The 22,938-nt window shown below is 64.6% G+C and carries 20 protein-coding genes; 5 read left to right on the forward strand and 15 right to left on the reverse strand.

Going from position 1 to position 22,938, the window contains the following annotated elements:
• Positions 1-2 precede the first annotated feature (2 nt).
• The gene (locus tag ACG0Z6_RS00570; protein WP_394457818.1) at positions 3-689 is read left to right on the forward strand and encodes a 4'-phosphopantetheinyl transferase family protein; all 687 of its coding nucleotides are present in this window, start codon (positions 3-5) and stop codon (positions 687-689) included.
• Between the two features lie 23 nt (positions 690-712).
• The gene (locus ACG0Z6_RS00575; RefSeq protein WP_394457819.1) at positions 713-1,582 is read left to right on the forward strand and encodes a D-hexose-6-phosphate mutarotase; all 870 of its coding nucleotides are present in this window, start codon (positions 713-715) and stop codon (positions 1,580-1,582) included.
• A 17-nt stretch (positions 1,583-1,599) separates the two neighbouring features.
• Here the strand turns inward: ACG0Z6_RS00575 and ACG0Z6_RS00580 are convergent, their stop codons facing one another.
• The 3 genes from ACG0Z6_RS00580 to ACG0Z6_RS00590 are packed head-to-tail and all read right to left on the reverse strand — an operon-like array spanning position 1,600 to position 3,579.
• Positions 1,600-2,106 carry a TPM domain-containing protein gene (locus tag ACG0Z6_RS00580; RefSeq protein ID WP_394457820.1) on the reverse strand — a complete coding sequence of 169 codons (507 nt, stop codon included), beginning with the start codon at positions 2,104-2,106 and terminating at the stop codon, positions 1,600-1,602.
• Positions 2,106-2,942: a TPM domain-containing protein gene (locus ACG0Z6_RS00585; protein ID WP_394457822.1), complete on the reverse strand. Its 837-nt coding sequence runs from the start codon at positions 2,940-2,942 to the stop codon at positions 2,106-2,108. The genes ACG0Z6_RS00580 and ACG0Z6_RS00585 overlap by 1 nt, the downstream gene beginning before the upstream one ends.
• A gap of 19 nt (positions 2,943-2,961) precedes the next feature.
• The gene (locus tag ACG0Z6_RS00590; RefSeq protein ID WP_394458788.1) at positions 2,962-3,579 is read right to left on the reverse strand and encodes a LemA family protein; all 618 of its coding nucleotides are present in this window, start codon (positions 3,577-3,579) and stop codon (positions 2,962-2,964) included.
• 130 nt (positions 3,580-3,709) lie between these two features.
• Here ACG0Z6_RS00590 and hemE point away from each other — a divergent pair, with 130 nt between their 5' ends.
• Together hemE and ACG0Z6_RS00600 are read left to right on the forward strand one after the other, a co-directional pair.
• Positions 3,710-4,801: a uroporphyrinogen decarboxylase gene (gene hemE / locus ACG0Z6_RS00595; protein WP_394457823.1), complete on the forward strand. Its 1,092-nt coding sequence runs from the start codon at positions 3,710-3,712 to the stop codon at positions 4,799-4,801.
• Positions 4,802-5,108: 307 nt separating this feature from the next.
• Positions 5,109-7,205, forward strand: a complete 2,097-nt coding sequence (locus ACG0Z6_RS00600) for a primosomal protein N' (RefSeq protein ID WP_394457824.1) — start codon at positions 5,109-5,111, stop codon at positions 7,203-7,205.
• Positions 7,206-7,257: 52 nt separating this feature from the next.
• Here the strand turns inward: ACG0Z6_RS00600 and ACG0Z6_RS00605 are convergent, their stop codons facing one another.
• From ACG0Z6_RS00605 to ACG0Z6_RS00615, 3 genes are all read right to left on the reverse strand, one after another.
• Positions 7,258-9,441 carry a methyl-accepting chemotaxis protein gene (locus tag ACG0Z6_RS00605; protein WP_394457825.1) on the reverse strand — a complete coding sequence of 728 codons (2,184 nt, stop codon included), beginning with the start codon at positions 9,439-9,441 and terminating at the stop codon, positions 7,258-7,260.
• 191 nt (positions 9,442-9,632) lie between these two features.
• Complete coding sequence (locus ACG0Z6_RS00610) at positions 9,633-10,337, reverse strand: response regulator (protein WP_394457826.1); 705 nt, start codon at positions 10,335-10,337, stop codon at positions 9,633-9,635.
• 1 nt (position 10,338) lies between these two features.
• Positions 10,339-10,980 (reverse strand): helix-turn-helix domain-containing protein, encoded by a 642-nt coding sequence (locus tag ACG0Z6_RS00615; protein WP_394457827.1) that lies wholly within the window; start codon positions 10,978-10,980, stop codon positions 10,339-10,341.
• A gap of 234 nt (positions 10,981-11,214) precedes the next feature.
• Here ACG0Z6_RS00615 and ACG0Z6_RS00620 point away from each other — a divergent pair, with 234 nt between their 5' ends.
• On the forward strand, positions 11,215-13,671 hold the full coding sequence (locus ACG0Z6_RS00620) for a cache domain-containing sensor histidine kinase (protein ID WP_394457829.1): 2,457 nt from the start codon (positions 11,215-11,217) through the stop codon (positions 13,669-13,671).
• 15 nt (positions 13,672-13,686) lie between these two features.
• Here the strand turns inward: ACG0Z6_RS00620 and ACG0Z6_RS00625 are convergent, their stop codons facing one another.
• The 9 genes from ACG0Z6_RS00625 to ACG0Z6_RS00665 form a co-directional block, all read right to left on the reverse strand.
• Entirely contained in the window at positions 13,687-16,065 is a 2,379-nt protein-coding gene (locus ACG0Z6_RS00625) for an alpha/beta hydrolase family protein (protein ID WP_394457831.1), read from the reverse strand.
• Positions 16,066-16,107: 42 nt separating this feature from the next.
• Positions 16,108-17,085: an AEC family transporter gene (locus tag ACG0Z6_RS00630; RefSeq protein ID WP_394457832.1), complete on the reverse strand. Its 978-nt coding sequence runs from the start codon at positions 17,083-17,085 to the stop codon at positions 16,108-16,110.
• A 1-nt stretch (position 17,086) separates the two neighbouring features.
• Positions 17,087-18,646 carry an alkaline phosphatase D family protein gene (locus tag ACG0Z6_RS00635; protein ID WP_394457834.1) on the reverse strand — a complete coding sequence of 520 codons (1,560 nt, stop codon included), beginning with the start codon at positions 18,644-18,646 and terminating at the stop codon, positions 17,087-17,089.
• A gap of 204 nt (positions 18,647-18,850) precedes the next feature.
• Positions 18,851-19,339 carry a hypothetical protein gene (locus ACG0Z6_RS00640; RefSeq protein ID WP_394457836.1) on the reverse strand — a complete coding sequence of 163 codons (489 nt, stop codon included), beginning with the start codon at positions 19,337-19,339 and terminating at the stop codon, positions 18,851-18,853.
• 123 nt (positions 19,340-19,462) lie between these two features.
• A complete protein-coding gene (locus ACG0Z6_RS00645; RefSeq protein WP_394457838.1) occupies positions 19,463-19,840 on the reverse strand; it encodes a hypothetical protein in 378 nt (125 codons plus the stop codon).
• Between the two features lie 389 nt (positions 19,841-20,229).
• Complete coding sequence (locus ACG0Z6_RS00650) at positions 20,230-20,748, reverse strand: P-loop NTPase family protein (RefSeq protein WP_394457839.1); 519 nt, start codon at positions 20,746-20,748, stop codon at positions 20,230-20,232.
• Between the two features lie 186 nt (positions 20,749-20,934).
• The gene (locus ACG0Z6_RS00655) at positions 20,935-21,486 is read right to left on the reverse strand and encodes a TlpA family protein disulfide reductase (RefSeq protein ID WP_394457841.1); all 552 of its coding nucleotides are present in this window, start codon (positions 21,484-21,486) and stop codon (positions 20,935-20,937) included.
• A gap of 163 nt (positions 21,487-21,649) precedes the next feature.
• Positions 21,650-22,039: a nuclear transport factor 2 family protein gene (locus tag ACG0Z6_RS00660; RefSeq protein WP_394457843.1), complete on the reverse strand. Its 390-nt coding sequence runs from the start codon at positions 22,037-22,039 to the stop codon at positions 21,650-21,652.
• A gap of 222 nt (positions 22,040-22,261) precedes the next feature.
• Positions 22,262-22,918, reverse strand: a complete 657-nt coding sequence (locus tag ACG0Z6_RS00665) for a pyridoxamine 5'-phosphate oxidase family protein (RefSeq protein ID WP_394457844.1) — start codon at positions 22,916-22,918, stop codon at positions 22,262-22,264.
• Positions 22,919-22,938: the final 20 nt, after the last annotated feature.

Below are 22,938 nucleotides of genomic sequence, written 5' to 3' on the forward strand. Positions count from 1 at the left end.
CCATGTCCTCGGTGCAACTGGCGCTGTGGCGCGTCGAGGGCCTGAGTTGGCCTGACCCCACACGCTGGTTGCATGAAGCCGAGCTTCAACGCCTGGGCCGTATCAGCCACGCGGGGCGCCAACACCAATACCTGGCCGGCCGCTGGGGTTTGCGCCTGTTGCTGCAGCGTCAGCCTGCTGCCTTGGCGCTGGTGCAGGCCATGCACTTGTTGCCAAGCGGGCAAACCGTGTTGCCGCAAGGTGCCGTGAGCCTGTCGCATGCGGGTGGGTGGTTGGCCTGCGCCTACACCCCGGAGGGTCGGGTCGGCGTTGATATTGAATGCCAGCGACCGCGTGTGCAGTTGCTGGAACAGGCTCAGATCTGGTGTGGGCCGCTGCAATGCCAGCAGCTGAGTACTTTGCCTCCCGCAGCCCAACTGGCTCAGTTCTACCGTTGGTGGACCCTCAAAGAAGCCTGGCTGAAAGCACGCGGCCAGGGTTTGGACTTTGAGCAGATGCGAGCCCTGAGCTTCGAACTTGCTGACGCCACCAAGGCTGACGCTGCCGTGACGGCACTGCCGCAATCTGAGGTGGTGCTGGCCCTGTGTGGCAGCCCTGGCGATGGACTCGCGCTGCCCAGCGCACTGCAAGAGCAGCCGCTGGAGTGGGAAATCCTAGAATCGCGCCCTTGCTTTGAGTCCCGCCCCTAGACCCCTTTCAGAACTCACTCTATATGCCTGTCTCGATTCCCTTGACCCGCTTCCAGGGTTTGGACGCGTTGGAGTTGCGCGCTCCCGATGGCGCTTGCGCCACTTTGCTGTTGCACGGCGCTCAGGTCGTGTCTTGGCGGCCCGCTGGTGCTGACGAGCAGCTCTACCTCTCGCCCCAAAGCGCTTACGCCACCGGCCAGGCCGTGCGCGGCGGTGTGCCGGTGTGCTTCCCGCAGTTTGGCAGCCGGGGCAATTTGACCAAGCATGGCTTTGCCCGCACCAAACCCTGGCAGCTGGTGCAGGCCGAGGTCGGGCAAGACGATGCCTTGGCGGTGTTGAAGCTCATGGACGACGCAGCAACACGCATGGTCTGGCCCCACACGTTTGAGGCCGAGCTGAGCGTGCGCGTGGCGGGCACGGTGCTGGAGCTGGAGCTGGCGTGCGAGAACCACGGTGACGCACCTTTTGAATTCAGCGCCGCGCTGCACACCTATTTGCGATTGACTCATTCCATGAGCGCGGCCTTGCAGGGCCTGGACGGCCTGGCCTACTGGGATGCTGCCGCCAAGCGCAGCGGCACGCAGGGTGACGAGCCCCTGGGGCTGGACGGTGAACTCGACCGCATCTACCAGGGGGTGGGCGAACGCCACGCGCAGACCGAAGGCCGCCGCTTGATGCTCAGCGACGGGGCCCGCCGCTTGCAGATCAGCCAGCAGGGTTTTGAAGACGCTGTGGTTTGGAACCCCGGCGAGACCCTGTGCCAGCAAATGGAGGACTTGCCCGACAGCGCCTGGCGCGAGTTCCTGTGCGTGGAAGCCGCGCAAGTCCTGCGCCCAGCGCAGCTGGCGCCGGGCCAGACCTGGGTGGGCTTGCAGCGCCTGGAATTGGCTTGATCGGCTGAGCAGCCCGGCTACAGCCGCACCACCGCATCCGGCAGCTCGTTGATATTGGGGCTCTGGTCGGGGGCCGGGAAGTGCTGGCGCAGCAGGGCGCTGACAGCGTCCAGCGCTTGGTTGAGGCCGTCTTCGGCGCAGTGTTGGCGCAGGGCCTGGGCCAGGCTTTGGGTGAGCGCCTGCCACTGCGCGGGGCTGACGTGGGGGTTGAGCCCGCGGTCGGCCACGATTTCGATGGCGCGGTCGGCCAGCAGCAGGTAGATGAGCACGCCGTTGTTGGCCTCGGTGTCCCAAACGCGCAGCTTGCCAAACAGCGTGAGCGCGCGGGCGCGGGGCGGCAGCTGCTGGCGCAGGTAGCCCCAGGGCAGGCGGGCTTCGATGCAGAGCCGAATCTCGCCGCTGTGCTGGCTTTCGCTGTCGCGGATGCGTGCCTGCAGGCGCTGCAAGGCGGCCTCGGGCAGCAAGGCGCGGCTGAGCGCTTGGGTGCTGCGCAGGTGGCGGAACCATCGCTGCCAAGTGGGCATTACCAATCTCCCGAGGCGCCACCGCCTCCAAAATCACCGCCACCACCGGAGCTGAAGCCGCCGCTGTCGCCGCCACCGCCAAACCCGCCGCCACCCCAAGAGTTGCCAGCGCCACTGCCCCAGATGATGGGTGCGTCAAGGCTGCTAGAGCGTCTGCTGCCACGGTAGCTGGGGACCGAGCGCGCCGAGCTGCGCAGTGATCTCACAAAGCCTGTGCCCAGGGTGATGGCCAGGCCCAGAATCAGGAACAGCGCCAGGGCGTTGTCCCATGACCCGCTGGGTGCAGGCGCTGCGTTTTGTGGCGCGGGCAGGCCTTCGCCGCGCACCAAATCTTGCAAGGCCGCAATGCCTTGCTGCAGGCCTTCAGCGTAGCGGCCGGCTTTGAAAGCGGGCGCGATGTGGTCGCGGATGACGCGCCGTGCGGCCAGATCGGGCACTGCGCCTTCCAGAGCCTTGGCCACTTCGATGCGCACCTTGCGGTCCTGGCTGGCCACGACGATGAGCAGGCCGTCCCCAACCTCGCGCCGCCCGAGCTTCCACGCGTCGGCCACGCGGTGGGCGTAGCTGGTGATGTCTTCGGGCGCGGTGCTGGGCAGCAGCAGCACGGCCATTTGCGGGCCTGCCTCGGCCTCAAAGGCGGCGAGCTGTGCCTCCAAGGCCTGGCGTTCATCGGCGCTGAGCAGCGCGGCGGTGTCGGTCACGCGCGCGCTGAGGGCGGGAATGGCCTGCAGCTGCTGGGCCAGCGCGCTGGTGCTGGCCAGCAGCACGGCCGCCATCAGGCACAGGGCCGCAACCCATGGCCACCAGCGCGCGTAGAGGCGGGAATGTGTGCTCACGGCAGCCACAGGGGGCTGATCAGCGCGAGGCCGCCGGGGCGGGCTTGTCGAAGCTCACGCTGGGTGCGGTTTTGACGGCAGCTTCGTTGTCCACCGTGAAGTTGGGCTTGGGCTCATAGCCAAATATCTTGGCCGTGAGGTTGCTGGGGAACTGGCGTGCATGGACGTTGTAGCTCTGCACGGCCTGGATGTAGCGTCCGCGTGCCACGGTGATGCGGTTTTCCGTGCCTTCGAGCTGCACGCGCAGGTCCTGAAAGCCTTGGTTGGCTTTGAGGTTGGGGTAGTTCTCCGACACCACCAGCAGGCGCGACAGGGCGCTGGAGACTTCACCTTGTGCGGCCTGGAAGCGCTTGAGCGCCTCGGGGTCGCGCGCCAGCTCGGGCGTCACCTGGATGCTGGTGGCCTTGGCGCGCGCTTCCACCACCTTGGTCAGGGTTTCCTGCTCGAAGTTGGCTTCGCCCTTGACGGTGTTGACGATGTTGGGAATCAGGTCGGCACGGCGTTGGTACTGGCTCATCACCTCGGCCCAGCTGGCATTGACCTGCTCGTCCAGGGTCTGGAACTGGTTGTAGCCGCAGCCGCTGAGGCTTGCAGCCAAGAGGACGGTGGCCAGCAGGGTGGGGAGCTTGATGGTCATGGACATGGGTTCCTCCGGGTGTGCGGCGGTGCCGCGAAGGCGGCGCGCCAGGCGCTCATGTGGTGTGTGTTTGCGCCAATTCAAGAGAGTGTGACGAGTATCACATGGGGGGCATTGGATAATCCCGGGCATGAGCGTCCCACTGCACAACGACACCTTTTTGCGCGCTTGTCTGCGCCAACCTACCGACTACACCCCCGTGTGGCTGATGCGCCAAGCTGGCCGCTACTTGCCCGAGTACCGGGCCACGCGAGCGCAGGCGGGCAGCTTTATGGGCCTGGCCACGAATGTGGACTACGCCACCGAAGTCACCCTGCAGCCGCTGGAACGCTACGCGCTGGATGCGGCGATTTTGTTCAGCGACATCCTCACCGTGCCCGACGCCATGGGTCTGGGCCTGAGCTTCCAGCAGGGCGAGGGCCCGAAGTTCGCCAAGGTTGTGCGCGACGAGGCCGCGGTGGCCGAGCTGGCCGTGCCCGACATGGACAAGCTGCGCTATGTGTTTGATGCCGTCACCTCCATCCGCAAGGCGCTGCAGGGCCGCGTGCCCTTGATTGGCTTTTCGGGCAGCCCCTGGACCCTGGCTTGCTACATGGTGGAGGGCGGCGGCTCGGACGACTACCGCCATGTCAAGAGCCTGATGTACGCGCGGCCGGACCTGATGCACCGCATCCTGCAGGTCAATGCTGACGCCGTGGCGCAATACCTCAACACCCAGATCGAAGCCGGGGCGCAGGCCGTGATGATCTTCGACAGCTGGGGCGGTGTGCTGGCCGACGGCCAGTTCCAGGAATTCAGCCTGGCCTACTCGCGCCGCGTGCTGGCGCAGGTCAAAACCGAGCACGAAGGCCAGCGCATTCCGCGCATCCTCTTCACCAAGGGCGGCGCGCTTTGGCTGGACGAAATCGCCGCAGCCGGCTCTGACGTGGTGGGGCTGGATTGGACTGCCAACCTGGGCCGCGCCCGGGCGCAGGTGCAAGACCGTGTGGCGCTGCAGGGCAATCTGGACCCCAATGTGCTGTTCGCGCCGCCCGAGGCCATTGCCGCGCAGGCGCGTGCGGTGCTGGACAGCTTTGGCCCGCCGCAGCGCGCCGACGGGGGCTGGGGCGGCCATGTCTTCAACCTGGGCCACGGCATCAGCCAGCACACGCCACCGGAGTCGGTGACGGCGCTGGTCGAGGCCGTTCACAGCCACTCACGCCGCCTGCGGCAAGCCCGTTAAGCTGACATCAGGCTGGCGGTCTACCTGGGACTTATCCCCAAAATACGGCATGACAGTTCGGTGACAAGCGGGGCTGCTGACAATTTTGGGGTATGCCCTTATATCTGTGTAACTCTTTGATTTAAAACAGAAAATCGCCAGCGTGCTGGGAGCGTGACGGAGACGCTGGGTTGAGGGGCGTGGGGCGCTTGGCTTGAAATCAGCTTGATTTCCCACAAAGTTATCCACAGATATTTACCGCTCTTACTTCCTGCTGTTTTGTCGCTCATCCTCACCTGCTGTTCCCCCCGCACCAAAGGCTGAATTTGTGAACTTGCCACCCCAAGCGGCCCCAAATGCCTGCCGTGTGGCTGTGTTGGTGGACGCCCCTCAGCACAGCGGCTTGAGCACGGCGCTGGACTATCTGGCCGATCAGCCGCTGCCGGTGGGCAGCCTGGTGCGTGTGCCGCTGGGGGCCCGGGAACTGCTGGGTTTGGTGTGGGAGGGCGAAGCGCCGCTGCCCGAGCCCGATGCGCCGCCCCTGACGCTGCGGCCGGTGAGTGCGGTGCTCGATGCCATTCCACCGCTGGGTGCGGCTTGGCGTGCCTTGCTGGTGTTTGCGGCGGGCTACTACCAGCGCGCTGCCGGGGAGTTGGCCCTGTCGGTGCTGCCGCCGCAGCTGCGTGAAGTCTCGCCAGCACAGCTGCAGGCCAAACTCAAAAAGCTACACAAAGCGCGCGTGACGGTGCCAACAGAAGCCACTGCGCCCCGGCCCGAGCTGACGGCCGCTCAGCAACAGGCGCTGGCGCCGGTGTTGGCCGCCTTGCAGGCTGGTCAGGCGCCGCCGCCCTTTTTGCTGTGGGGGCTCACAGGCAGTGGCAAGACCGAGCTGTACTTGCGTGCCGCAGAGGTGGCCCTGGCCCAGGGCCGTCAGGTGCTGGTACTGGTGCCCGAGATCAACCTCACGCCGCAGCTCGAAGCCCGCTTTGCCCAGCGCTTTGCCGGTGTGGCCATGGCCACGCTGCACAGCGCGCTCACGCCCGCGCAGCGCTTGCAGCACTGGCTGGCCGCGCATCTGGGTCACGCGCGCCTGGTGCTGGGCACACGGCTGGCCATCTTCGCCTCCTTGCCCGAGCTGGGGCTCATCGTCGTGGACGAGGAGCACGACCCCTCCTACAAACAACAAGACGGTGCACGCTACTCGGCCCGCGATCTGGCGGTGTACCGCGCGCGCCTGGAGCAGGTGCCGGTGGTGCTGGGCTCGGCCACGCCCGCGCTGGAGAGTTGGGCCCATGCCCAGGCCGGGCGCTACCAGCGCCTGGATTTGGCCGAGCGCATGGGCGGCGGTGCGCTGCCCCAGGTGCGCCTGTTCGACATGAACCGCCTGCCGCGCCAGCCCGGCGTGACCACGGCCTTGAGCCCCGCTTTGGTGGAAGCCCTGCGCCTGCGCCATGCGCGCGGCGAGCAAAGCCTGCTGTTTCTGAACCGCCGCGGCTACGCCCCGGTGCTGCATTGCGACCAATGCAACTGGAAGAGCGATTGCCCGCACTGCAGCGCTCACCAGGTCTTTCACAAGGCCGACCGCACGCTGCGCTGCCACCATTGCGGCGTGAGCCAGCGCGTGCCGCGCGCCTGCCCCTCTTGCGGCAATGCCGACATCGCGCCGCTAGGCCGGGGCACCGAGCAGCTCGAAGAGCAGCTCGAAGCACTGCTGCCCGGCGCGCGCGTGGCCCGCATCGATGCCGACACCACGCGGCTCAAGGGTGCGCTGCACGCCCAACTCCACGCCGTGCATGAGGGGGAGGTGGATGTGCTGGTGGGCACGCAGATGGTGACCAAGGGGCATGACTTTCGCCGCATCACCTTGGTGGCGGCCATCAACCCGGACAGCGCGCTTTTCTCAAGCGACTTTCGCGCGCCCGAGCGCTTGTTCTCGCTGCTGATGCAGGCCGCAGGCCGGGCCGGGCGCGACGCCGCCCAGGCCGCGCGCAGCGAGATGTGGGTGCAAACCTGGTACCCGGCGCACGCCGTCTACCAGGCGCTGCGTCAGCACGACTTCGCTGCCTTTGCGCAGGCGCAGCTGACTGAGCGTGAAGCCGCTGGGCTGCCGCCCTACGCCCACCTGGCCTTGCTGCGCGCTGAAGGGCGCGATGTGGCCGCCGTGCGCGCCTTCTTGTTGGCGGCTCAGGCCCAAGCCGATGCGCTGGCGCAGCAGTTTGGCGCCGAGGTGCTGGTCTATCCGCCCGTGCCACTGCCGGTGGCCCGTGTGGCCAATGTGGAGCGCCTGCAGATGCTCATGGAGGCCCCGCAGCGCGGCGCTTTGCAACGCCTGCTGCGCGCCTGGTTGCCGCAGCTGCAAGCGCTCAAACGCCAGCACCGTGGCGTGCTGCGGTGGGCTGTGGACGTGGACCCGCTGGCCATTTGAGCCCAAGCCCGCAGCGCGTGCGGGCTTGGGCTTCAATCGACCGAGGCGCCGATCAGAACGTTTCCCAGTCCGAATCTTCCCCGGCTGTGACGGGGCGGGGTGCTGGCGCGGGGGAGGGCGCGCGAGCGCTGGTTGCGGCTGCTTTGCCCGGGCTGGCCGCCGTGGCGGGTCTGCTGGGTTGCGGGGTCTTGGCTGCTGCGTGAGCGGCAGTGCGTGGCGCAGCACTGCTGCTGGGTGCGGGCGGCTTGGGGTTGTTCGCAGGTTTGGGTGCGCTGGCCGGGGCGCGCAGCGCTTGCGACGCGGTGACGGGGCTGCGCCCGCCACCCGTGCTGAGCTTGAACATGTCCACCAGCTCGCTGAGCTTGGCGGCCTGACGGCTCAGGCTGTCGGCAGCAGCAGCGCTTTCTTCCACCAGGGCCGCGTTTTGCTGTGTCACTTGCTCGAGCTGTGAGACGGCCTCGTTGACTTCGCCAATGCCCACCGATTGCTGGTGGCTGGCCGCACCAATTTCGGTGATGAGGTCGCTGACGCGTTTGACCTGGGCCACGATGTCCGTCATGGTGCTGCCCGCATCACCCACCAGTTGCGAGCCAGCGTCGACCTTCTCCACACTGGCCCCGATGAGCGATTTGATCTCGCGCGCGGCCTCTGCGCTGCGCTGTGCGAGGCTGCGCACTTCAGAAGCCACCACGGCAAAGCCCCGGCCTTGCTCGCCCGCCCGTGCGGCCTCCACCGCGGCGTTGAGCGCCAGGATGTTGGTTTGGAAAGCGATGCTGTCGATGACGCCGGTGATGTCGGCAATGCGGCGCGAGCTGGCGCTGATGTCGCCCATGGTGGCAACGACGCGCTGCACCACCTCGCCCCCGCGCTCAGCTGCCTGGCTGGCGGCACTGGCCAGCTGCGTGGCCTGCTGGGCGGTTTGCGCGCTTTGGGTGACGCTGTCGCTCATCTCCGACATGGAGTTGGTGGTTTGCTGCAGATTGCTGGCCTGCTGCTCGGTGCGGTGCGACAGATCGGTGTTGCCCGTGGCAATCTCAGCCGAACCGGTGGCGATGGTGTCGCTGCTTTCGCGCACCTGGCCGACGATGCGGCCCAGCACCTCGATCATGTGCTGCAAGGTGCGCAGCACCTGCCCGGTTTCGTCTTGGCTGTGGCGGCTGATGCGCACGGTCAAGTCGCCGTCAGCCACGGCCTGCGCGACGCGCGAAGCCTCCGTCAATGCGGCGCGCGTGTGGTGTGCCACTTGCCACATCACCAGCAGTGCCAAGCTGCCAAAGCCCACCACCGCAGCCACCAGCAAAATCAGGTCTCGCCGGCTGGCTTGGGTACGCTCCTGCAGCGTGGTGCGCAGTTCCTGAAGGCCCAGATCCATGAGGGCGGTTTGGCGCCCGATGGCTTCACCCAGTGCGGTGTCGGTTGACGGCGTAGCCGCACGGCCGGGTTCTGCCTCGAGCTGTTGCTTCAATAAGGCCAGCGCAGATTGCGCGCTCTTTTGCCCTTGTTCACGAGCGGCTTGCAGGCGCGGCGCCGTGTCGGGCAGCGCCAGAATGGCCTTGTCCAGGGCGCCGTAGGCTTGGTCGGCAAACAAACCGATCATGCGAGCATCGGCATACAGGGCCTGGCGCAGGGGCTCTGCCGCTGGGTTGCCCGCCAGCGCGGCGCTGTTGTTGCGCGCACGTGCCAGATGGTCGGAGAGCTGTGGCAGCGCAATCAATGTGGCCACGATGGTGTAGTAGCTGCCAGCCTCGGGGTCCAGCGCCATGCCAGAGCGGTCGCCCAGCATGTCCAGCAGCGTGTTGAGCTGGTCAGTGAGCTGGGTGTGGTGCTCGTCGCTCTGCGCCGCGTTGAGCTTCTTTTGCGCCAGCGCCTGTTGCAGCTTTGCCCAGTCGGCCTGCGCGGCTTTGATCTTGTTGGCCATGGCGCCATCGGCATCCATGCTTTGCACCTGTGCGGGCAGACTTTCCCAAAGTGCGGCTGTGGCTGCGGCATCTGGCAGGCCTGGTGCTGCTGCACCGCCGAGCTGGCGTGCTGTCGCCACACGCTGCTGCACGGCGCTTTGCGACAGCCGCAAGAGCGTGGCAGCGGCGGGGATGCCGTCAAGCTCCGAGCGCGCTGCCGTATGGGATTCGATGGGGTATTTGATGGTGGGGCCCAGGGCCACCAACACCATGCCAAGCGAGAGCACCATGATGAGCCCGAACTTGCGGCTCAGGCGCATGTCGTTCAAAAAACGCATGCCATAACCTCCGATTGGATGCATGCCGTGACGCCAGGGTCAACGGCGGGGTCGGGCCATGTTATGGGGCAAGCTCGAAATAGGGTGATGACGGGCGTGCCCAATTGCACACAAGGCGTGCAGGTGTGGCAGCTGGTCACGCGGCGCTTGGCGCAAGCGTGAAGGGCTTCGCAGGCGCGCAGCTGAGGCGTTCAGCGCAGTGCCAGCAGTGCGGGCTCTGCCTCGGCCCAAATCCGGGCCAGCCCTTGCCAATCGGGCGGCATGGCGCAGGCACCGTCTTCCAGGGCGCGAAAGTACGCACCCAACTCGGGGTGGCCCAGGCTGTTGACCACGCTCTTGAGGCTGTGGGCGCGTTGGCGCAGTTCTGTGGCTTGGCACTGCGCCAAGGCTTCGCGCAGGGCTTGTGCATCCAACGGGAACTGGCGCACGCAGCTGGCGCGAAAGCGTTCGTACAAGGAGCGATTGCCACCAAAGTGTTGATCGATGGCGAATTGATGGGTCGAGGCTTCAGCCACAGTGGGCTCGGTGCTGGTGTCGGTGGTGCCGAGCAAGCAAGCCTGCAACTCCTTCACGCCACAGGGCTTGCTCAGCAGGTGTGTGATGCCCAGAGCCTCCAGGCGCGAACGCACCTGCGGCGTGAGCCCCGCGCTGAACACCGCCAGGCGGGCCCCTGCGCGCAGGCTGGGGTCCTGCATCAGCAGCTCCAGCAGCTCCAGGCCATGGCGCTGCGGCAGCATCAGGTCGGAGAGGATGAGTTCGAAGGACTGGGCGCGCAGCCGCTGCAAAGCGGCGTCGACATGGTCTACGCACACCAGCGTTAGCGCCAAATCTTCGCAAACCAGTTGAACAAAACGCTGCAATGACGCGTCGTCTTCGACCAGCAGGACCGCGGTCATGTCAGGTCTTGAGTGCCAGGCGCTCCAGCGCCGAGCGCAGCAGCGGCGGCAGGTCGGTCACCAAGCGCGGCTTGTGCACCACGGGCACACCGCTGAGGGCAAAGGCATAGGGCTGGCGCTGTTCTTCGTCCAACGAGGTCACCAGCAGCAGCTCGGAGTTGGCGAACTGCGGCTGGTAGCGCAGGCTGGAGATCAGGGCCGCACCGTCAATGCCTGGCAGCAGAATGTCCACCAACAGCAGCTGAGGTTGCAGTTGCCCGAACATGGCCAAGCCGGCAATACCGTCATGTGCCGTGTGCAGCTCAATATCGGGGAAATGCTGAGTCAACAGCAGGCCGACCAAGTTTTGATAGTGAACGGAATCTTCGATCAGCAGCGCTTTGATGCGGCCTTTGTCGGATTCGGTGCCTGCTCCGGCGGTTTGCGCAGGTCGGTGGGCCGTGGTGGGCATGCCACTGCGCGCGCGCCAACTCTCCACAGAATCTCGGGAAATTCTTCGGTGTCCACCGGGGGTTTTCCACGCCGCAAGCTCGCCACGGTCAACCATCAGCTGGACAGAGCGCACGGCCATGCCCAGCAATTTCGCCACCTCTAGCGTCGAATAGTCGTTTCTCTCTGAAACGGTTGACTTCTGATCGTGCATTGCTCAATTCTGCCGACTTTGGATCGGAATGTCTCGCGAAAACCTGCTCTCTGAAATGATACTTATGCTATTGATGCCCAGCAAGCGCGCACCCCGGAATAGATGCACCCTGTCCTGTGTGTCAATGACGTCGTATCACTATTGAGACGAAACTGCACCGCCAATTTTTGGCAGTGCCGCGGTTTGAGGAACTCCAACCATGGTGTTTGTGGGCAAAAGAGGCAATGCAGTGCCATGACAAAGCGTCGCTTTCTCTCCATTGAAGGGCTGCGCCGCGTGGTGGTGCTTTTGGGTGTGTTGGTTCTGGGTTTCATTGCCTTGGGCACAGCCTGGCAGTTGTGGCAGAGCTACGAGCAGGCGCTGCGTGCGGCGCGCCAGCGAGGCGAGGTGTTGGCCGAGGGCTTGGAGGCGCAGGTGCAACGCGCAGTGCTGCAGGCGCATCTGGTGCTGCGTGGGTTGAGCGAGGCCACGGTGCAGGGTGCCGCTTTACCCAGCGCGGCGCAGCTGCAGCGGCAGGGGCGAGGCTTGGGGCACTTGGCGCTGCTGGATGAACGCGGCAAGGTGGTGGCCAGCAGCCGCGTTGGCGAGCTTGGGCAGCAGCTCGGACTGGACGTCTTGCCGACCCATGCCACGCTGCACCCGCAGCTGCTGGGCCTGCACAGCGGGCGGGGTTTGGCCGACTGGAACCGCGAGGTCTCCAGGGCCGAGCTTGCGGCCAGCAACCCGGTGCTGCCACTGGTGCTGTGCCAAGCCACCTCTGAGCGGCTGTGCATGGTGCTGTCGCTGGACGTTGACGCGCTGCTGGCGCATCCGCAAGGCCTCATTCGTGGCAACCGTGCCGCCACTTGGCTGGCGAGCTTCGAGGGCGAGCTGCTGTCCGTCAGCAGCAGCCATGTGGGCCTGCTCGGCCAGAGCCTGGCCGCCAACCCGGTATTTGCCACTCACTTGCCCCTGCGCGCCCAGGGCAGCTATCAAGGGCCTGGGCAATTGGGCAGTGATGTGCTGGTGAGCTATCGCTCCAGCCTCCCTCAGCCGTTGGTGGTGGCCGTGGAGCAGCCCTTGGATCAGGTGCTTGAGCACTGGCGTTCGCAGGTCAAAGGGCAGTTGCTGCTCAGTGGCTTGATTGCGTTGCTGGTGGTGTGGGGCACCAGCGTGGTCAGCACCAGCCTGCGCGCCCGCGCGCGCGTCGAGCAAGCGCTGGAGCAAGCGCATGGAGCCGTGGCGCGCCAGAGCTTGGAGATGAGCGTGCTTTTGACCAGCGTTCAGGAGCTGATCTTCCGCACCGACCCGCGCGGTGTGTTGAGCTTTGTGAATGCGCGCTGGGGCGCGGTCAGTGCGCTGGTGCCCGAGCAGGCACTGGGCCTGCCCCTAGCGCAGGCCGTGGGGGGGGCTGCAGGCACAGCCTTGGTGGCGCTGTTTGGGCGCGATGACAGCGCACGCAGCGCCGAAACCCAGGTCTGCGGCGTGGACGGTGCGCTGCGGCGCTATCTGTTTGCGGTGGTGCCGCTGCGCCGGGACGGCGTGCTGGTGGGGTTTGCAGGCTCAGGCATTGATGTGACCGAGCGCCACCAGGCGCAGGAGCGGCTGCGTCAGCAGCTGGGTTTTACCGAGCTATTGCTGGAGATCAGCCCGCTGCCGATCTCCCTGACCAATGCGGTGGGCCACTACGTCACGGTGAACCGCGCCTGGGAAGACTTCACCGGCCATGTGCGTGCCGAAGTCATCGGGCGCCCGGCGGCGTACTTCCTGCCCCCTCAGCAGCAGCGCCTGAATGCGGAGGAAGACCGCCGCGTGTGCGACACCCAGGGGCGCTTGCGCTACGAGACCCAGCTGCGCCACCGCGATGGCAGCCTGCGCGACATGCTGGTCACCAAAGTTGCTGTGCCCGATGCGCAGCGCGGCACCAGCATGGGCGTGCTGTGCACGCTCATGGATGTCAGCGAGTTCCGCGCGGCCGAGCGCGCCACCGTGCAGGCGCGTGACGCCGCTGAGGAAGCCTCACGCGCCAAGACCGAATTCATTGCCAACATCAGCCACGAGCTGCGCACGCCGCTGCAAGCGATTCTGGGCTTCTCTGAGCTGGGGCACGCCAGGTCGCAGGAACACCAGCGCTTGGCCTCTATGTTCGGCGACATCAACGCGGCCGGCCAGCGCATGCTGGCCATGGTGAATGACTTGCTGGACGTCTCCAAAATCGACAGCCCGCAAGGCAGCCTGCGGCTGGAGCGACAGGATTTGCGCCGCATCTTGCGCGAGGCCGCGCATGAGCTCACACCCTTGCTGGAGCAGCGCCACTTGCGCCTGCGCTGGCTGTTGACGGAGCAGGCCTTGGACGTGCGGGCCGACCCGCTGCGCATGATGCAGGTGCTGCGCAATGTGCTGGCCAATGCCATCAAGTTCTCGCCCGCGGGTGGGGAAATCGATATCGAAGGCAGCCACGACTATGAGCAGGTGGTGCTGCGTGTGGCTGACCAAGGCCCCGGCATTCCCGAGGCGGAGCTCGAGCACATCTTCGATGCCTTTGTGCAATCCAGCGGCACCAAAGACGGCTCGGGCGGCACGGGCCTGGGCCTGACCATCAGCCGCAAAATCCTCACCGCCCACGGCGGCAGCATCCAGGCCGCCAACCGTGAGCAAGGCGGGGCGGTGTTTGAAATCCGCCTGCCCGCAGCCTTCAGCGCAGTGCTCTAGGGCGCGCGCTGCGGCTCAGTTCTTGGGCTCGCGCAGGCAGCTGCGCAGCCACTGGCTCATCTCCCACTGCACATGGCCCACCGACTCGCGCGCCTGGTAGCCATGGCCTTCAAACGGCAGCTGCACATAGCGTGCGCTGCCGCCCGTGCCGGCCAGAGCTTGGTAGAGGCGCTCGCTTTGCATGGGAAAGGTGCCGGGGTTGTTGTCGTACTCGCCGTGGATGAGCAAGAGCGGCTCTTTGATTTGATGGGCGTACAAAAAGGGCGAGACGCGCAGGTAGGTCTCTTTGGCATCCCACAGTGAGCGGCGCTCGCTCTGGAAACCAAAGGGCGTGAGGGTGCGGTTGTAAGCGCCGCTGCGCGCAATGCCGCAGCGAAACAGCTTGGTGTGCGCCAGCAAGTTGGTGGCCATGAAGGCGCCATAGCTGTGCCCGCCCACGGCCACGCGGCGCGGGTCGGTCACGCCCAGGTCTTCGGCTTTGTCGAGGATGGCGCGTGCGTTCATCATGAGCTGCTCAATGAAGCCATCGCTGACGGCGCGCAAGTCCCCCACCACGGGCATGGTGGCGTCCATCAGCACCACATAGCCGTCCAGCGCCAGCAGCTGCGGGTTGATGCCGCTCACCGGCTGGTAGCGGTTGCCCGTGGCCGCGAGCTGGCTGGCCAGCGTGGCGTCGTTGAACTCCATGGGATAGGCCCACACCAGGGTGGGGCGGTGTTCGCCGTCGCGGTAGTCGGGCGGCAGCACCAGCCAGAAGGACAGCTCCACCCCATCGGCGCGCTTGAAGGTGACGAGCTCGCGGCGCAGCTTGCGCAGGCGCGGTTGGTTGTCGCTGATGCGCGTCAGGGCCTGAGCCTGCGCACCTTCGCGCAGCACCAGATTGGGCGGCTCGGTGGCGGTTTCCCGCAGGGTGAGCAGGCGGCGGTCCTCGCTCCAGGCCAAGGGCATTTCATAGGCCTGCTCGGCAGACTGGAACAGGCGCGCGGTGCTGCCGTCGCGCACCGACATGCGGTCTAAAAACGGCCGCTCGCCGCGCGGGTTCGCGCCCGGGCCCACCATCAGCAGATCGCCTTGCTGGGTTTGCGCCACCAGGCGGCCGTTGGGCAGGGTGCGCAGCAGCGGGCTGCCGGGGTGGCGGTAGCGCTCGCGCACGGCGTGCTCAAACAGCATGCGGCTTTGCGTGCCGCGCAGCGGCAGCCAGTAGCTGCGCGTCCAGGCTCGGCTGCGGTCTTCTTCGCTGAGCAAGGCATGCTGGCCGTCGTCGGCAAAGCGCAGCCGTGCAAAGCGGTAGGGCATGCGCTGCACCTCGTAGGCCTCGCCTTGGTAGGGTGGGTCCAGGCGCATGAGGCGGTCGCGGAAGGCGGCGCGCTGCGCGGGGTTGCCGCCGTCCAGCGCTTCCACCCAGTACAGGGCAGCGTCTTTGTGGGGCGAGGCAAAGAACTGCCGCGGGCCCGGGATGACGCCGTCAATGGCCACGCCCTGGCGCAGCGGGGTGCGGGCCAGCTCGCGCAGGCGTTTGCCCTCGGGGCTCCAGAGTTCGACCACGCTGGGGAAGTCGCTCCAGATCAAGGTGTAGCTGAAGGGCCGCACCAGGCGCTCACTCAGCACGCCCTGGCCTTCGCCCACGGTGGTGAGGCTGTGATACAGCCCCGGGCTGCCCAGCGCCTGGGTACGCAGGCTGCGCAGGTTCACGCGCAGCATCTGGCTTTGGGCATGGAACTCAAACAGCGCTTCGTCTTGCACGCTGCGCAGCAAATCCGCATGGGTGCGCTCGGGCGAGTTGCGGCCCAGGCTTTCTTGCACCATGGGTGCCACGCTGGCGTGTGGCGCTGCGCTGCGCCGCTGGGGGATGCTCAGCACCACCACTTCTTCGGGGTTGAGCCAGGCTTGCTCGCCGTCGGCCAGTACGTTGTTGATGTTGACCTTGGGCACGCGTTGCAGCGTGGCGCTGGCGGTGTCGCCCACCCACAGCTCGTTGGCCTGGTCAAGGCGGCGCTCCAGCACAAAGCGCTGGCCATCGGGCGCCCAGACAAAGCTGTGCCACAGCCCGGGCTTGGGCAGGGTGACGCTGCGCTCGGGCGCATCGGCCTGGCGCAGCGCGCGCAGCCGCAGCCGCTCTATGCCCACCAGCCCGATGGGTGTGGCGCTGCGTGGGTCAAAGCGCAGGCCTGCCAGGCGCAGCTGAGGGCGCGCCAAATCGGCCAGCGCCGGGTAGCGTGCTTGTTCGATGATGGCCAGCTGGCTGCGCTCGGGCGAGGGCAGCAGGCGCGGCAGGGCAGGGGTGTCCAACACCTCGCGAATGGCGGCCGAGGGCTGCTGGTAAGCAGGCCGAGTTTGCGCCGCAGCCAGTGGCAGCAGCCCAGCCAGGGCAAGGGCAAAGCAGATCAGGCGCATGGGCAAAGGGTAGTACAGCAATTGCACAACAGAAGGGCCACTCTAGCGCGCAGCCCCGAGTGCCCAGGCCCACAGACTGAAGCTCACAAAGGCCAGGCTGGTGGAGCCCAGAATGATTTTTGCAATGCGCCCATTGTCGGCCCCATAGCGTTCGGCCAGTAAGGAGACGTTGCTGGCGCTGGGCAAGGCGGCGGTGAGGGTGAGGACTTGCAGCTGCAAATCGCTGAGGTTCAGCCCATAGCGCCGCGCCCCCAGGCCCAGCAACAGCACCAGCAGCGGGTGCAGCAGCAGCTTGGCCAGCACCACCGTGGTGACGGCGCCCGCGGTGCTGGTGTGGCCTGCCTGAGCCGCGCCCTGGGCCTGGTGTTGTTCGCGGCGCAGCACCGCGCCCAGGGTGAAAAGGGCCACGGGGCTGGCGGCGTCGCCCAGCAGGCGCACGGTGTTGTCCAGTGCTGCAGGCAGGTGCAGGCCGCTCAAGCCCGCCGCCACGCCCAGCCCCACGGCCCAGGGCAGCGGGTTGGTGAGTGGGCCGCGCAGGGCCTGCAGCCAGGCGCTGCGCCATGAGGCATGGCCAGCCCCGGACTGCGCCAAGGCCAGGCACAGCGAGCTGGTCAGCACCAGGTCTACCAGGGTGGTGCAAATCACCGTGCCCACCGCCGCCGGGCCCAAGAGGGCTGCCAGCAGCGGCACGCCCATATAGCCCGAGTTGGGAAAGGCCCCCACCAGCGCCCCAAAAGCGGCGTTGCCGCGCTGCAGCTGTGGGCCCAGGGTCAGGGCCATGATCAGCCCCACCATCAGCAGCGCCACTGCCGTGTAGAGCAGCAGCACTGCAGGGGCCAGCAGCTCGGCCAGCGGCGTGTTCACGCCAAAGCGAAACAGCATGCAGGGCAGTGCGAAATACAGCACAAAGCTGTTGAGCCCGGCGATGGCGGACTCAGGCAGCAGGCGCTGGCGCACCGCCAGATAGCCGCACAGCACCAGGGCGAAGAAGGGCAGGATGACGTTGGCAATCCCCGCCATCTCAGGCTGCCTGCGGGCCGGGGCGGCCGTCCTCCACCACAAAGCGCGCCTGCACGGCCACGGCACTGTCGGCGCGCTCGGGCTCCAGCACGCTGCGCAGCTGGGCTTGCAGCAGCTTGGGGCTGAGCTCAAACAGCACATAGCCGCGCTCGTCGGAGCGGGCGTGCAGCAGCTGCGGGTTGAAGGGCCGCGCCGCGTCGATGCGGCTTTGCGCCATGCCGTGGCTGCTGATGGAGGTGCCGCAGAACTCGCTGGCCAGCACCGGGCCGCTCACATTCAGTGCGTCAAGGTGCAACTGGGCCACGTAGTTGGCATGCACATCGCCGCCCAGCACCACGGTGTTGCGGGCGCGCGCGGCATGCAGGCCCTGCAGCAGGCGGTCGCGCGTGGCCATATAGCCGTTCCAGCCCTCGGTCCAGTAGAGGCCGCCGTGGGCCTCGCGGTCCTGCCAGGTCAGCCCGGCCATGAGGGTTTGCTGGGCCAGCAGGTTCCAGCGCTGGCGGTCCCACTGGCGTGCCAGCCAGGCTTCTTGCGCCGTGCCCAGCAGGCTGCGCTGCGGGTCCGCCAGGGCCGGGCACTGTTCCAGGGTGACGGTGTTGGCGCCGCCGCGCCCAGGTTGCGGGCAGGCGTGGGGGGCGCGGAACTGGCGGTCGTCCAGCGTGATCACGCGCGCCAGCTGCCCCCAGTCCAGGCTGCGGTAGAGCTGCATGGCACCCTCACGGGGCCGCCAGGCCTCGGGGAAGGGCAGGTGCTCCCAGTAGGCCTGCACGGCGGCATGGCGCAGCGCCGCAAAGTTGGGCGCGAGGTCTTGGCCCACATCGCCCGCGTAGTCGTTGGCCACCTCGTGGTCGTCCCAGGTCAGCACCCAGGGGGCGGCCGCATGCATGGCTTGCAGCTGGGGGTCGCTCTTGTAGAGGGCGTAGCGCTCGCGGTAGTCCTGCAGCGTCAGGCACTCGTGGTTGGGGTGCTGGCGGCCCGCTGCGGCCTTGGCGCCGCGGCGGTACTCGTAGATGTAGTCGCCCAGGAACATCACCAGATCGGGGTTTTGGGCCTGCATATCGGCCCAGGCGGCGTAGCGCCCGGCTTCCCAGTGCTGGCAGCTGGCAATGGCAAAGCGCAGCTGGCGCACGGCGGCGTCGGGGGCCGGGGCGCTGCGGGTGCGGCCCACGGCGCTGCGCTGGCCCAGCGCGCTGAAGCGGTACCAGTACCAGCGGTCTGGCGCCAGGCCGCGGGGCTCCACGCGCAGGCAATGCGCATCGCGCGCCAGGGCCTGGACTTCCCCTTGCTGCAGCACTTGGCTGAACTGCTCGTCCTTGGCAATTTCCCACTGCACGGGCACGGCCTCGGGCAGCTCAGTGCCGCAGAGCTTGGTCCACAGCACCATGCCGTCGGGCCGCGGAAAGCCCGAGGCCACGCCCTGCGCAAAGCGCTCCACGCCCTGCGCACGCGCCTGGCGCAGCCAGCCCGGCGCCACACCGGCCGCGAGCACGGCGCCCAGCAGCTGGCGGCGCGCCAGTGGGGCAGATTCAAGCTGGGGCAAAAGGGGCGGCTGCTGGGTCATGGTCACCTCGCGAAAAAGCTGGGGGCCATTGTGCGGTGGCGATGTGAAACCACCCTGAGCGCTGAGGCCGCGAGGCGACAACCGCGAGCCCGCATCCCCCTGGCTGTAGGTGTGCCGGCGGACGCAGCATCACCGGCAGCTGTCAGCCTGACATGGGGCCTGAGCTGCCGCCATGTGCCCCTGCTCAGGCCTTGGAAAAGTGAGTTATGCCGTGTTTTTCTCAATCAGACCGCGAACAATATCGATCACCTTGTAGGCGGTTTGCTCATCGATATTCTGACCTTCAATGACTGAGCGCTTAAAAGCAAAGCCACCAGACCAGCCAGAGCCTTCAACGACGCCAATTGCAATGGTCTTGTTCAAAAAATAATAAAGGGGCCCCACCAGAAACCCGATGAAGAACACGGGCGCAAGAACGAGCGTGAGCGCAAGCGCTTCTTTCCAGGGCTTTTCATACCCGTAGAAGGCCGATGTGAGTGATTTCATTGGAATCACCCGAGTGGTGCGCCCGGACAGGGATGCAGAGGTGAAAACGATCAGGCGGTCGTTGATCTTCACCTCGGTTGTCGGGTCCAGACCAACCACTGACAACAGCCATGCAAACAGACCGGCTTGCCTTCCCACCAAATGCACGTAGTTTCCATCTGCATTTTGCTCGGTTCCGGCATACCATTTTTTAATCACCAAAGCCATGTGGGCACTCCTGTTGATTGGTTGTTGTGAAAGCAAACCAAGCCATATTCATGGCTTGGTATCCAATATATTGGTTTGTGTCGGGTGCGCAGCTTGTGCGTCAAGCCAAGCGGACCCCGGTGCTCAGCAAGCGCGTGCGTGTGAGACACCCTTCAGGAAGGCGCGCCTGGCCGTGCCTGCGGTGATGGCGGCAATCACCTGTTTGGAATAACGCTCTGCGCCACTGAGTTTGCGAATCCAGCCGCGAAACGGAATCGCACCCTCTACCGCTTTTTGGGCAGCGTCAGTGGCCACGGAGCTGCCGCGCTCGATCAAGCTGGGGCGGGCGTCCGTCGCCGGGGCGTCAAGGTCCGCCCCAAGCACCGCATCAAGCGCCTTGATCTCGGCGGCAATGTCCGTGCAACTCATATCCCCGGGCGCGGCATAAGGTGCTTTTTGCGCCAACACCAGCGCCTCAGGAATTGCAGCGTGCACCAAATTGAGGTCAGAAAGCGGCGTCACTGCAATGGTCGCTGTTTTCTCCTGGACGGACGACGCACAGCCTGAGGTTAGGGCAAGAACAGCAAGAATCAGGGGGTATGCCAATTGCATGGGTGCTTTTTGCATTCAGGTAAAAAGGGCAGTTAACTCTAAATACCCAGCCACCAAAATGCGGAATTTGCATCCAAGCTGGCGGAAGGTGCTCGGATGATAGGCTGGCAATTCCACGCAGCAACCCATACCTTTGGGTGGTGTGCTGCAATTTGGACACGCCAAAAATCGGCATATCTAGGGTATTCACCAGGGCGGCTGTGGCATCAAGGGCTCGCCTTTGAGGGGCTAAGAAGCGGGTTACCAAACCAACGGATTTGCAGCTTGACGCGAATGGGCGTCCCACTGGGGGCCGGGCGTCAGCGCAGCCAAGCCAGCACTTCGGGTGCGGGCGGGGCCAATCTGGGTTTTGCAGTCACTTCGACTTTCTGGCCTGCGTAGTTTGCAAAGCACTCTCGATGTCCATCGAGTGACATGTCACCCTGACGGGAGTAGTACTGCCGGACCCAAGACAGCAAGAAGGCGAGGCGCTCGTCCTGCTCTGTCTTGGACGGGTACTTGTGCGGCTCCCAAGGTCTAGCCTGGCAGTTGGCCACACACTGCTCTTCACCCGGATTCAGAAATAACAACAGAGGGTTGCGCGCAAAAGTGATGCTGACGAGCCCGGCATAGCAACCCTCCACCACCCAGTTTTCATGCTCGCTGCAGAAGTCGTCAACCTCTTTGGCAGCCGCTTCCGGAGACCGTGGAACGGCGATCTTGCCGGGCTCCCAAGCCACGGTATCCAGATCCAGCAGCGCCGCACCTCCGGCGCTGGCCAGCCATCGGGCGAGGGTGGATTTGCCGGAGCCTGAATTCCCGAGAATAGCGATTTGCACTTTCTGACCTCTCTCAAAAAATCCCACAGCCAACCATTTATACCGGGTTGGTATTCATGCTGGGCAGGGGCAGAGCAAATGGAGCCCATGCATCGGCTCGCCTGAATGGGAGGTGAATACCCAAAACATTGAAATGCGGCTTGATTTAATGGGGAATCCCACCAGATAGGTTGCGCATTGCACTGATCACTTTGCAGCCTTCCGTAGTTGGGCATTGAGCCAAGCTTCGATGCCCTCCACCGTGGCGTGCCCATCATCGCCGCCGAGTTGATTTGCATAAACGGTGGCCAACAGCCGCCCCTTCGCGTCGAGAAGTGCGAAGCCCGGGAACGCCTCGACGTTCAGCCTCTTGGAAAGCAGCGCAGCTGCATCTGCAGCAACCGGCCAATTGAGGCCGTACTGCTTCACGTAGCTTTGCGCATCCGCTCTGCCATCGGGCGTAATGGCCAAGACATTGATATCGCTGCGGCGTTCCATGACTCGGTTGAGCTTCGGAACCTCCTTGATGCACGGTGCGCAGTACTTCGTATAGAAGTTAATAAGCACGGCCTTGCCAAGCAGTCGATCTGCAGAGATTTCGCTGCCGCCGGGATCAACAAGGCTTTCGAGCGGAAATCTCACTCCTGCCGCAAGCCCGAAATTCGGCAAAGCTTTGTATTCCACTTCGGTTGCATGCACGACCCTCAGTGATCCAGCAAAAAATATTGCGGTGGCGATTACTTTGGCGAACGTTCTCAATCATTCCTCCAACGCCTCTTAAGAAGCTTTGACCTGACCTGCCCCCGTCCACCCTTGTCACGGCGGCGGGTTTCGAAGGGGAAGCCAATGAAGAAATGGCCCGCATTGCGGGCCATCAGGGATTGGTTTGGCTTGACGAGTGGGGAAGCCCTTGTGGTTTGAGTTAGGCAGCACTCGTGGAGGCGCCAGTTGGTGGTGTGGCTGGAAGCTCGGTTGCCTGTGACCACACGGCTTGCCAAGCAGATCCACGCAATTCGTAGATATCCGTATGCCAGCACTGTATGACTCTTCCAGATGGAAATTTGAGTCTTGCCTGGTACTTTACGGCGCCCATCGTTTCCCTGGCGAGTACCTGCATTGGACCAAGTTCCCAGCTCGTATAGAACGGCGCGTCTGCGATGAGTTCCAGGTAGCGCGATCGGGTTATGACTCGTCCGCCAGGAGTGACCAGCTCGTAGTCTGTTGCGTGCAGTCGCTCTAGCAGCGTGATGTCTCTGGCGACGATTGCTTGCGTTCGCGCTCGCTCAAGTTCACAGAAGTGGTTGGTATTCATCGTGGCGGAATACGAGGTGTCGCGCGCTTGTGCTGCCTGACGTTTGAGTTAACCGGCATGCGACAGAGTGACGTCGCCGGGCGAAAATGAAATGAAGCCCGGCGCAGGAACGCCGGAGCATGTCCGTCATTCTCTGGTTTTACGGACTTCACTACCTTTACGTTGGTACGACTGGGAGGGGGAGTAGGTCACTTGAAACTGCAGGAAGTCTTTGTGGATTTTTTAGGCATTTGCCCAATTTTTCACATATTCAGGTGTTGGTATATTTTTGTTTTCATAAGGCAGCGGTGTTTCACGTCGAATTTTTAATGGTAGGACTCCCGCCCAAACAGGAAGATCAATATCCTCTTCTTTGTCAGATGGATGGGTGTTGCTAATTTTTGTGGCGGCTTCTTCCAAAGATATGCGTAGTACACTTGTGGCGGCCAATTCTTTTTCATTACCTGGCCTTGCTTCATTTTTGCGTCCTGCTGCAATTTTTTCCATAAATGAATCAAGAGCATGCATTTTTTCGGAGTTGCCTTTTACCTCTTCGAAGACTCCATAAATCACAGCTGAACGATAGTTCATTGTGTGACTAAAAGCTGATCTGGCAAGCACAAGACCGTCAATATGTGTTATTCCTATTGAGGTTTGAGCTCCAGTCAAAAGTTTTTTGGTTAAGCGCCCGCCATTTGAGCCGTGAATATATAGATAATTTTCGATGCGCCAGCAGGCTGTGGGTATGCAGTGGGTGTTTTCGCCATCGCTAAATGCGATATGGCAAAAATATGCCTCATCAATAATCCCATATAGTGATTCTTTTTCGTAATTCGCTAACTCAGCTATACGGCGAACCTTTGTACGAGAAGAGGGTGCTGATGAGGTCTTTGTGTTCATTGAGTTTTCTTTAATTGAAG

The organism is Roseateles rivi, assembly GCF_043555845.1.
GTDB lineage: Bacteria > Pseudomonadota > Gammaproteobacteria > Burkholderiales > Burkholderiaceae_C > Roseateles > Roseateles rivi.

Excerpts from the sequence above, each read along its gene's own strand:
- ACG0Z6_RS00570 (WP_394457818.1), top strand. The coding sequence starts at position 3 with ATGTCCTCGGTGCAACTGGCGCTGTGGCGCGTCGAGGGCCTGAGTTGG.
- ACG0Z6_RS00575 (WP_394457819.1), top strand. The coding sequence starts at position 713 with ATGCCTGTCTCGATTCCCTTGACCCGCTTCCAGGGTTTGGACGCGTTG.
- ACG0Z6_RS00580 (WP_394457820.1), bottom strand. The coding sequence starts at position 2,106 with ATGCCCACTTGGCAGCGATGGTTCCGCCACCTGCGCAGCACCCAAGCG.
- ACG0Z6_RS00590 (WP_394458788.1), bottom strand. The coding sequence starts at position 3,579 with ATGACCATCAAGCTCCCCACCCTGCTGGCCACCGTCCTCTTGGCTGCA.
- hemE (WP_394457823.1), top strand. The coding sequence starts at position 3,710 with ATGAGCGTCCCACTGCACAACGACACCTTTTTGCGCGCTTGTCTGCGC.
- ACG0Z6_RS00605 (WP_394457825.1), bottom strand. The coding sequence starts at position 9,441 with ATGCGTTTTTTGAACGACATGCGCCTGAGCCGCAAGTTCGGGCTCATC.
- ACG0Z6_RS00610 (WP_394457826.1), bottom strand. The coding sequence starts at position 10,337 with ATGACCGCGGTCCTGCTGGTCGAAGACGACGCGTCATTGCAGCGTTTT.
- ACG0Z6_RS00615 (WP_394457827.1), bottom strand. The coding sequence starts at position 10,980 with ATGCACGATCAGAAGTCAACCGTTTCAGAGAGAAACGACTATTCGACG.
- ACG0Z6_RS00620 (WP_394457829.1), top strand. The coding sequence starts at position 11,215 with ATGACAAAGCGTCGCTTTCTCTCCATTGAAGGGCTGCGCCGCGTGGTG.
- ACG0Z6_RS00625 (WP_394457831.1), bottom strand. The coding sequence starts at position 16,065 with ATGCGCCTGATCTGCTTTGCCCTTGCCCTGGCTGGGCTGCTGCCACTG.
- ACG0Z6_RS00630 (WP_394457832.1), bottom strand. The coding sequence starts at position 17,085 with ATGGCGGGGATTGCCAACGTCATCCTGCCCTTCTTCGCCCTGGTGCTG.
- ACG0Z6_RS00635 (WP_394457834.1), bottom strand. The coding sequence starts at position 18,646 with ATGACCCAGCAGCCGCCCCTTTTGCCCCAGCTTGAATCTGCCCCACTG.
- ACG0Z6_RS00640 (WP_394457836.1), bottom strand. The coding sequence starts at position 19,339 with ATGGCTTTGGTGATTAAAAAATGGTATGCCGGAACCGAGCAAAATGCA.
- ACG0Z6_RS00660 (WP_394457843.1), bottom strand. The coding sequence starts at position 22,039 with ATGAATACCAACCACTTCTGTGAACTTGAGCGAGCGCGAACGCAAGCA.
- ACG0Z6_RS00665 (WP_394457844.1), bottom strand. The coding sequence starts at position 22,918 with ATGAACACAAAGACCTCATCAGCACCCTCTTCTCGTACAAAGGTTCGC.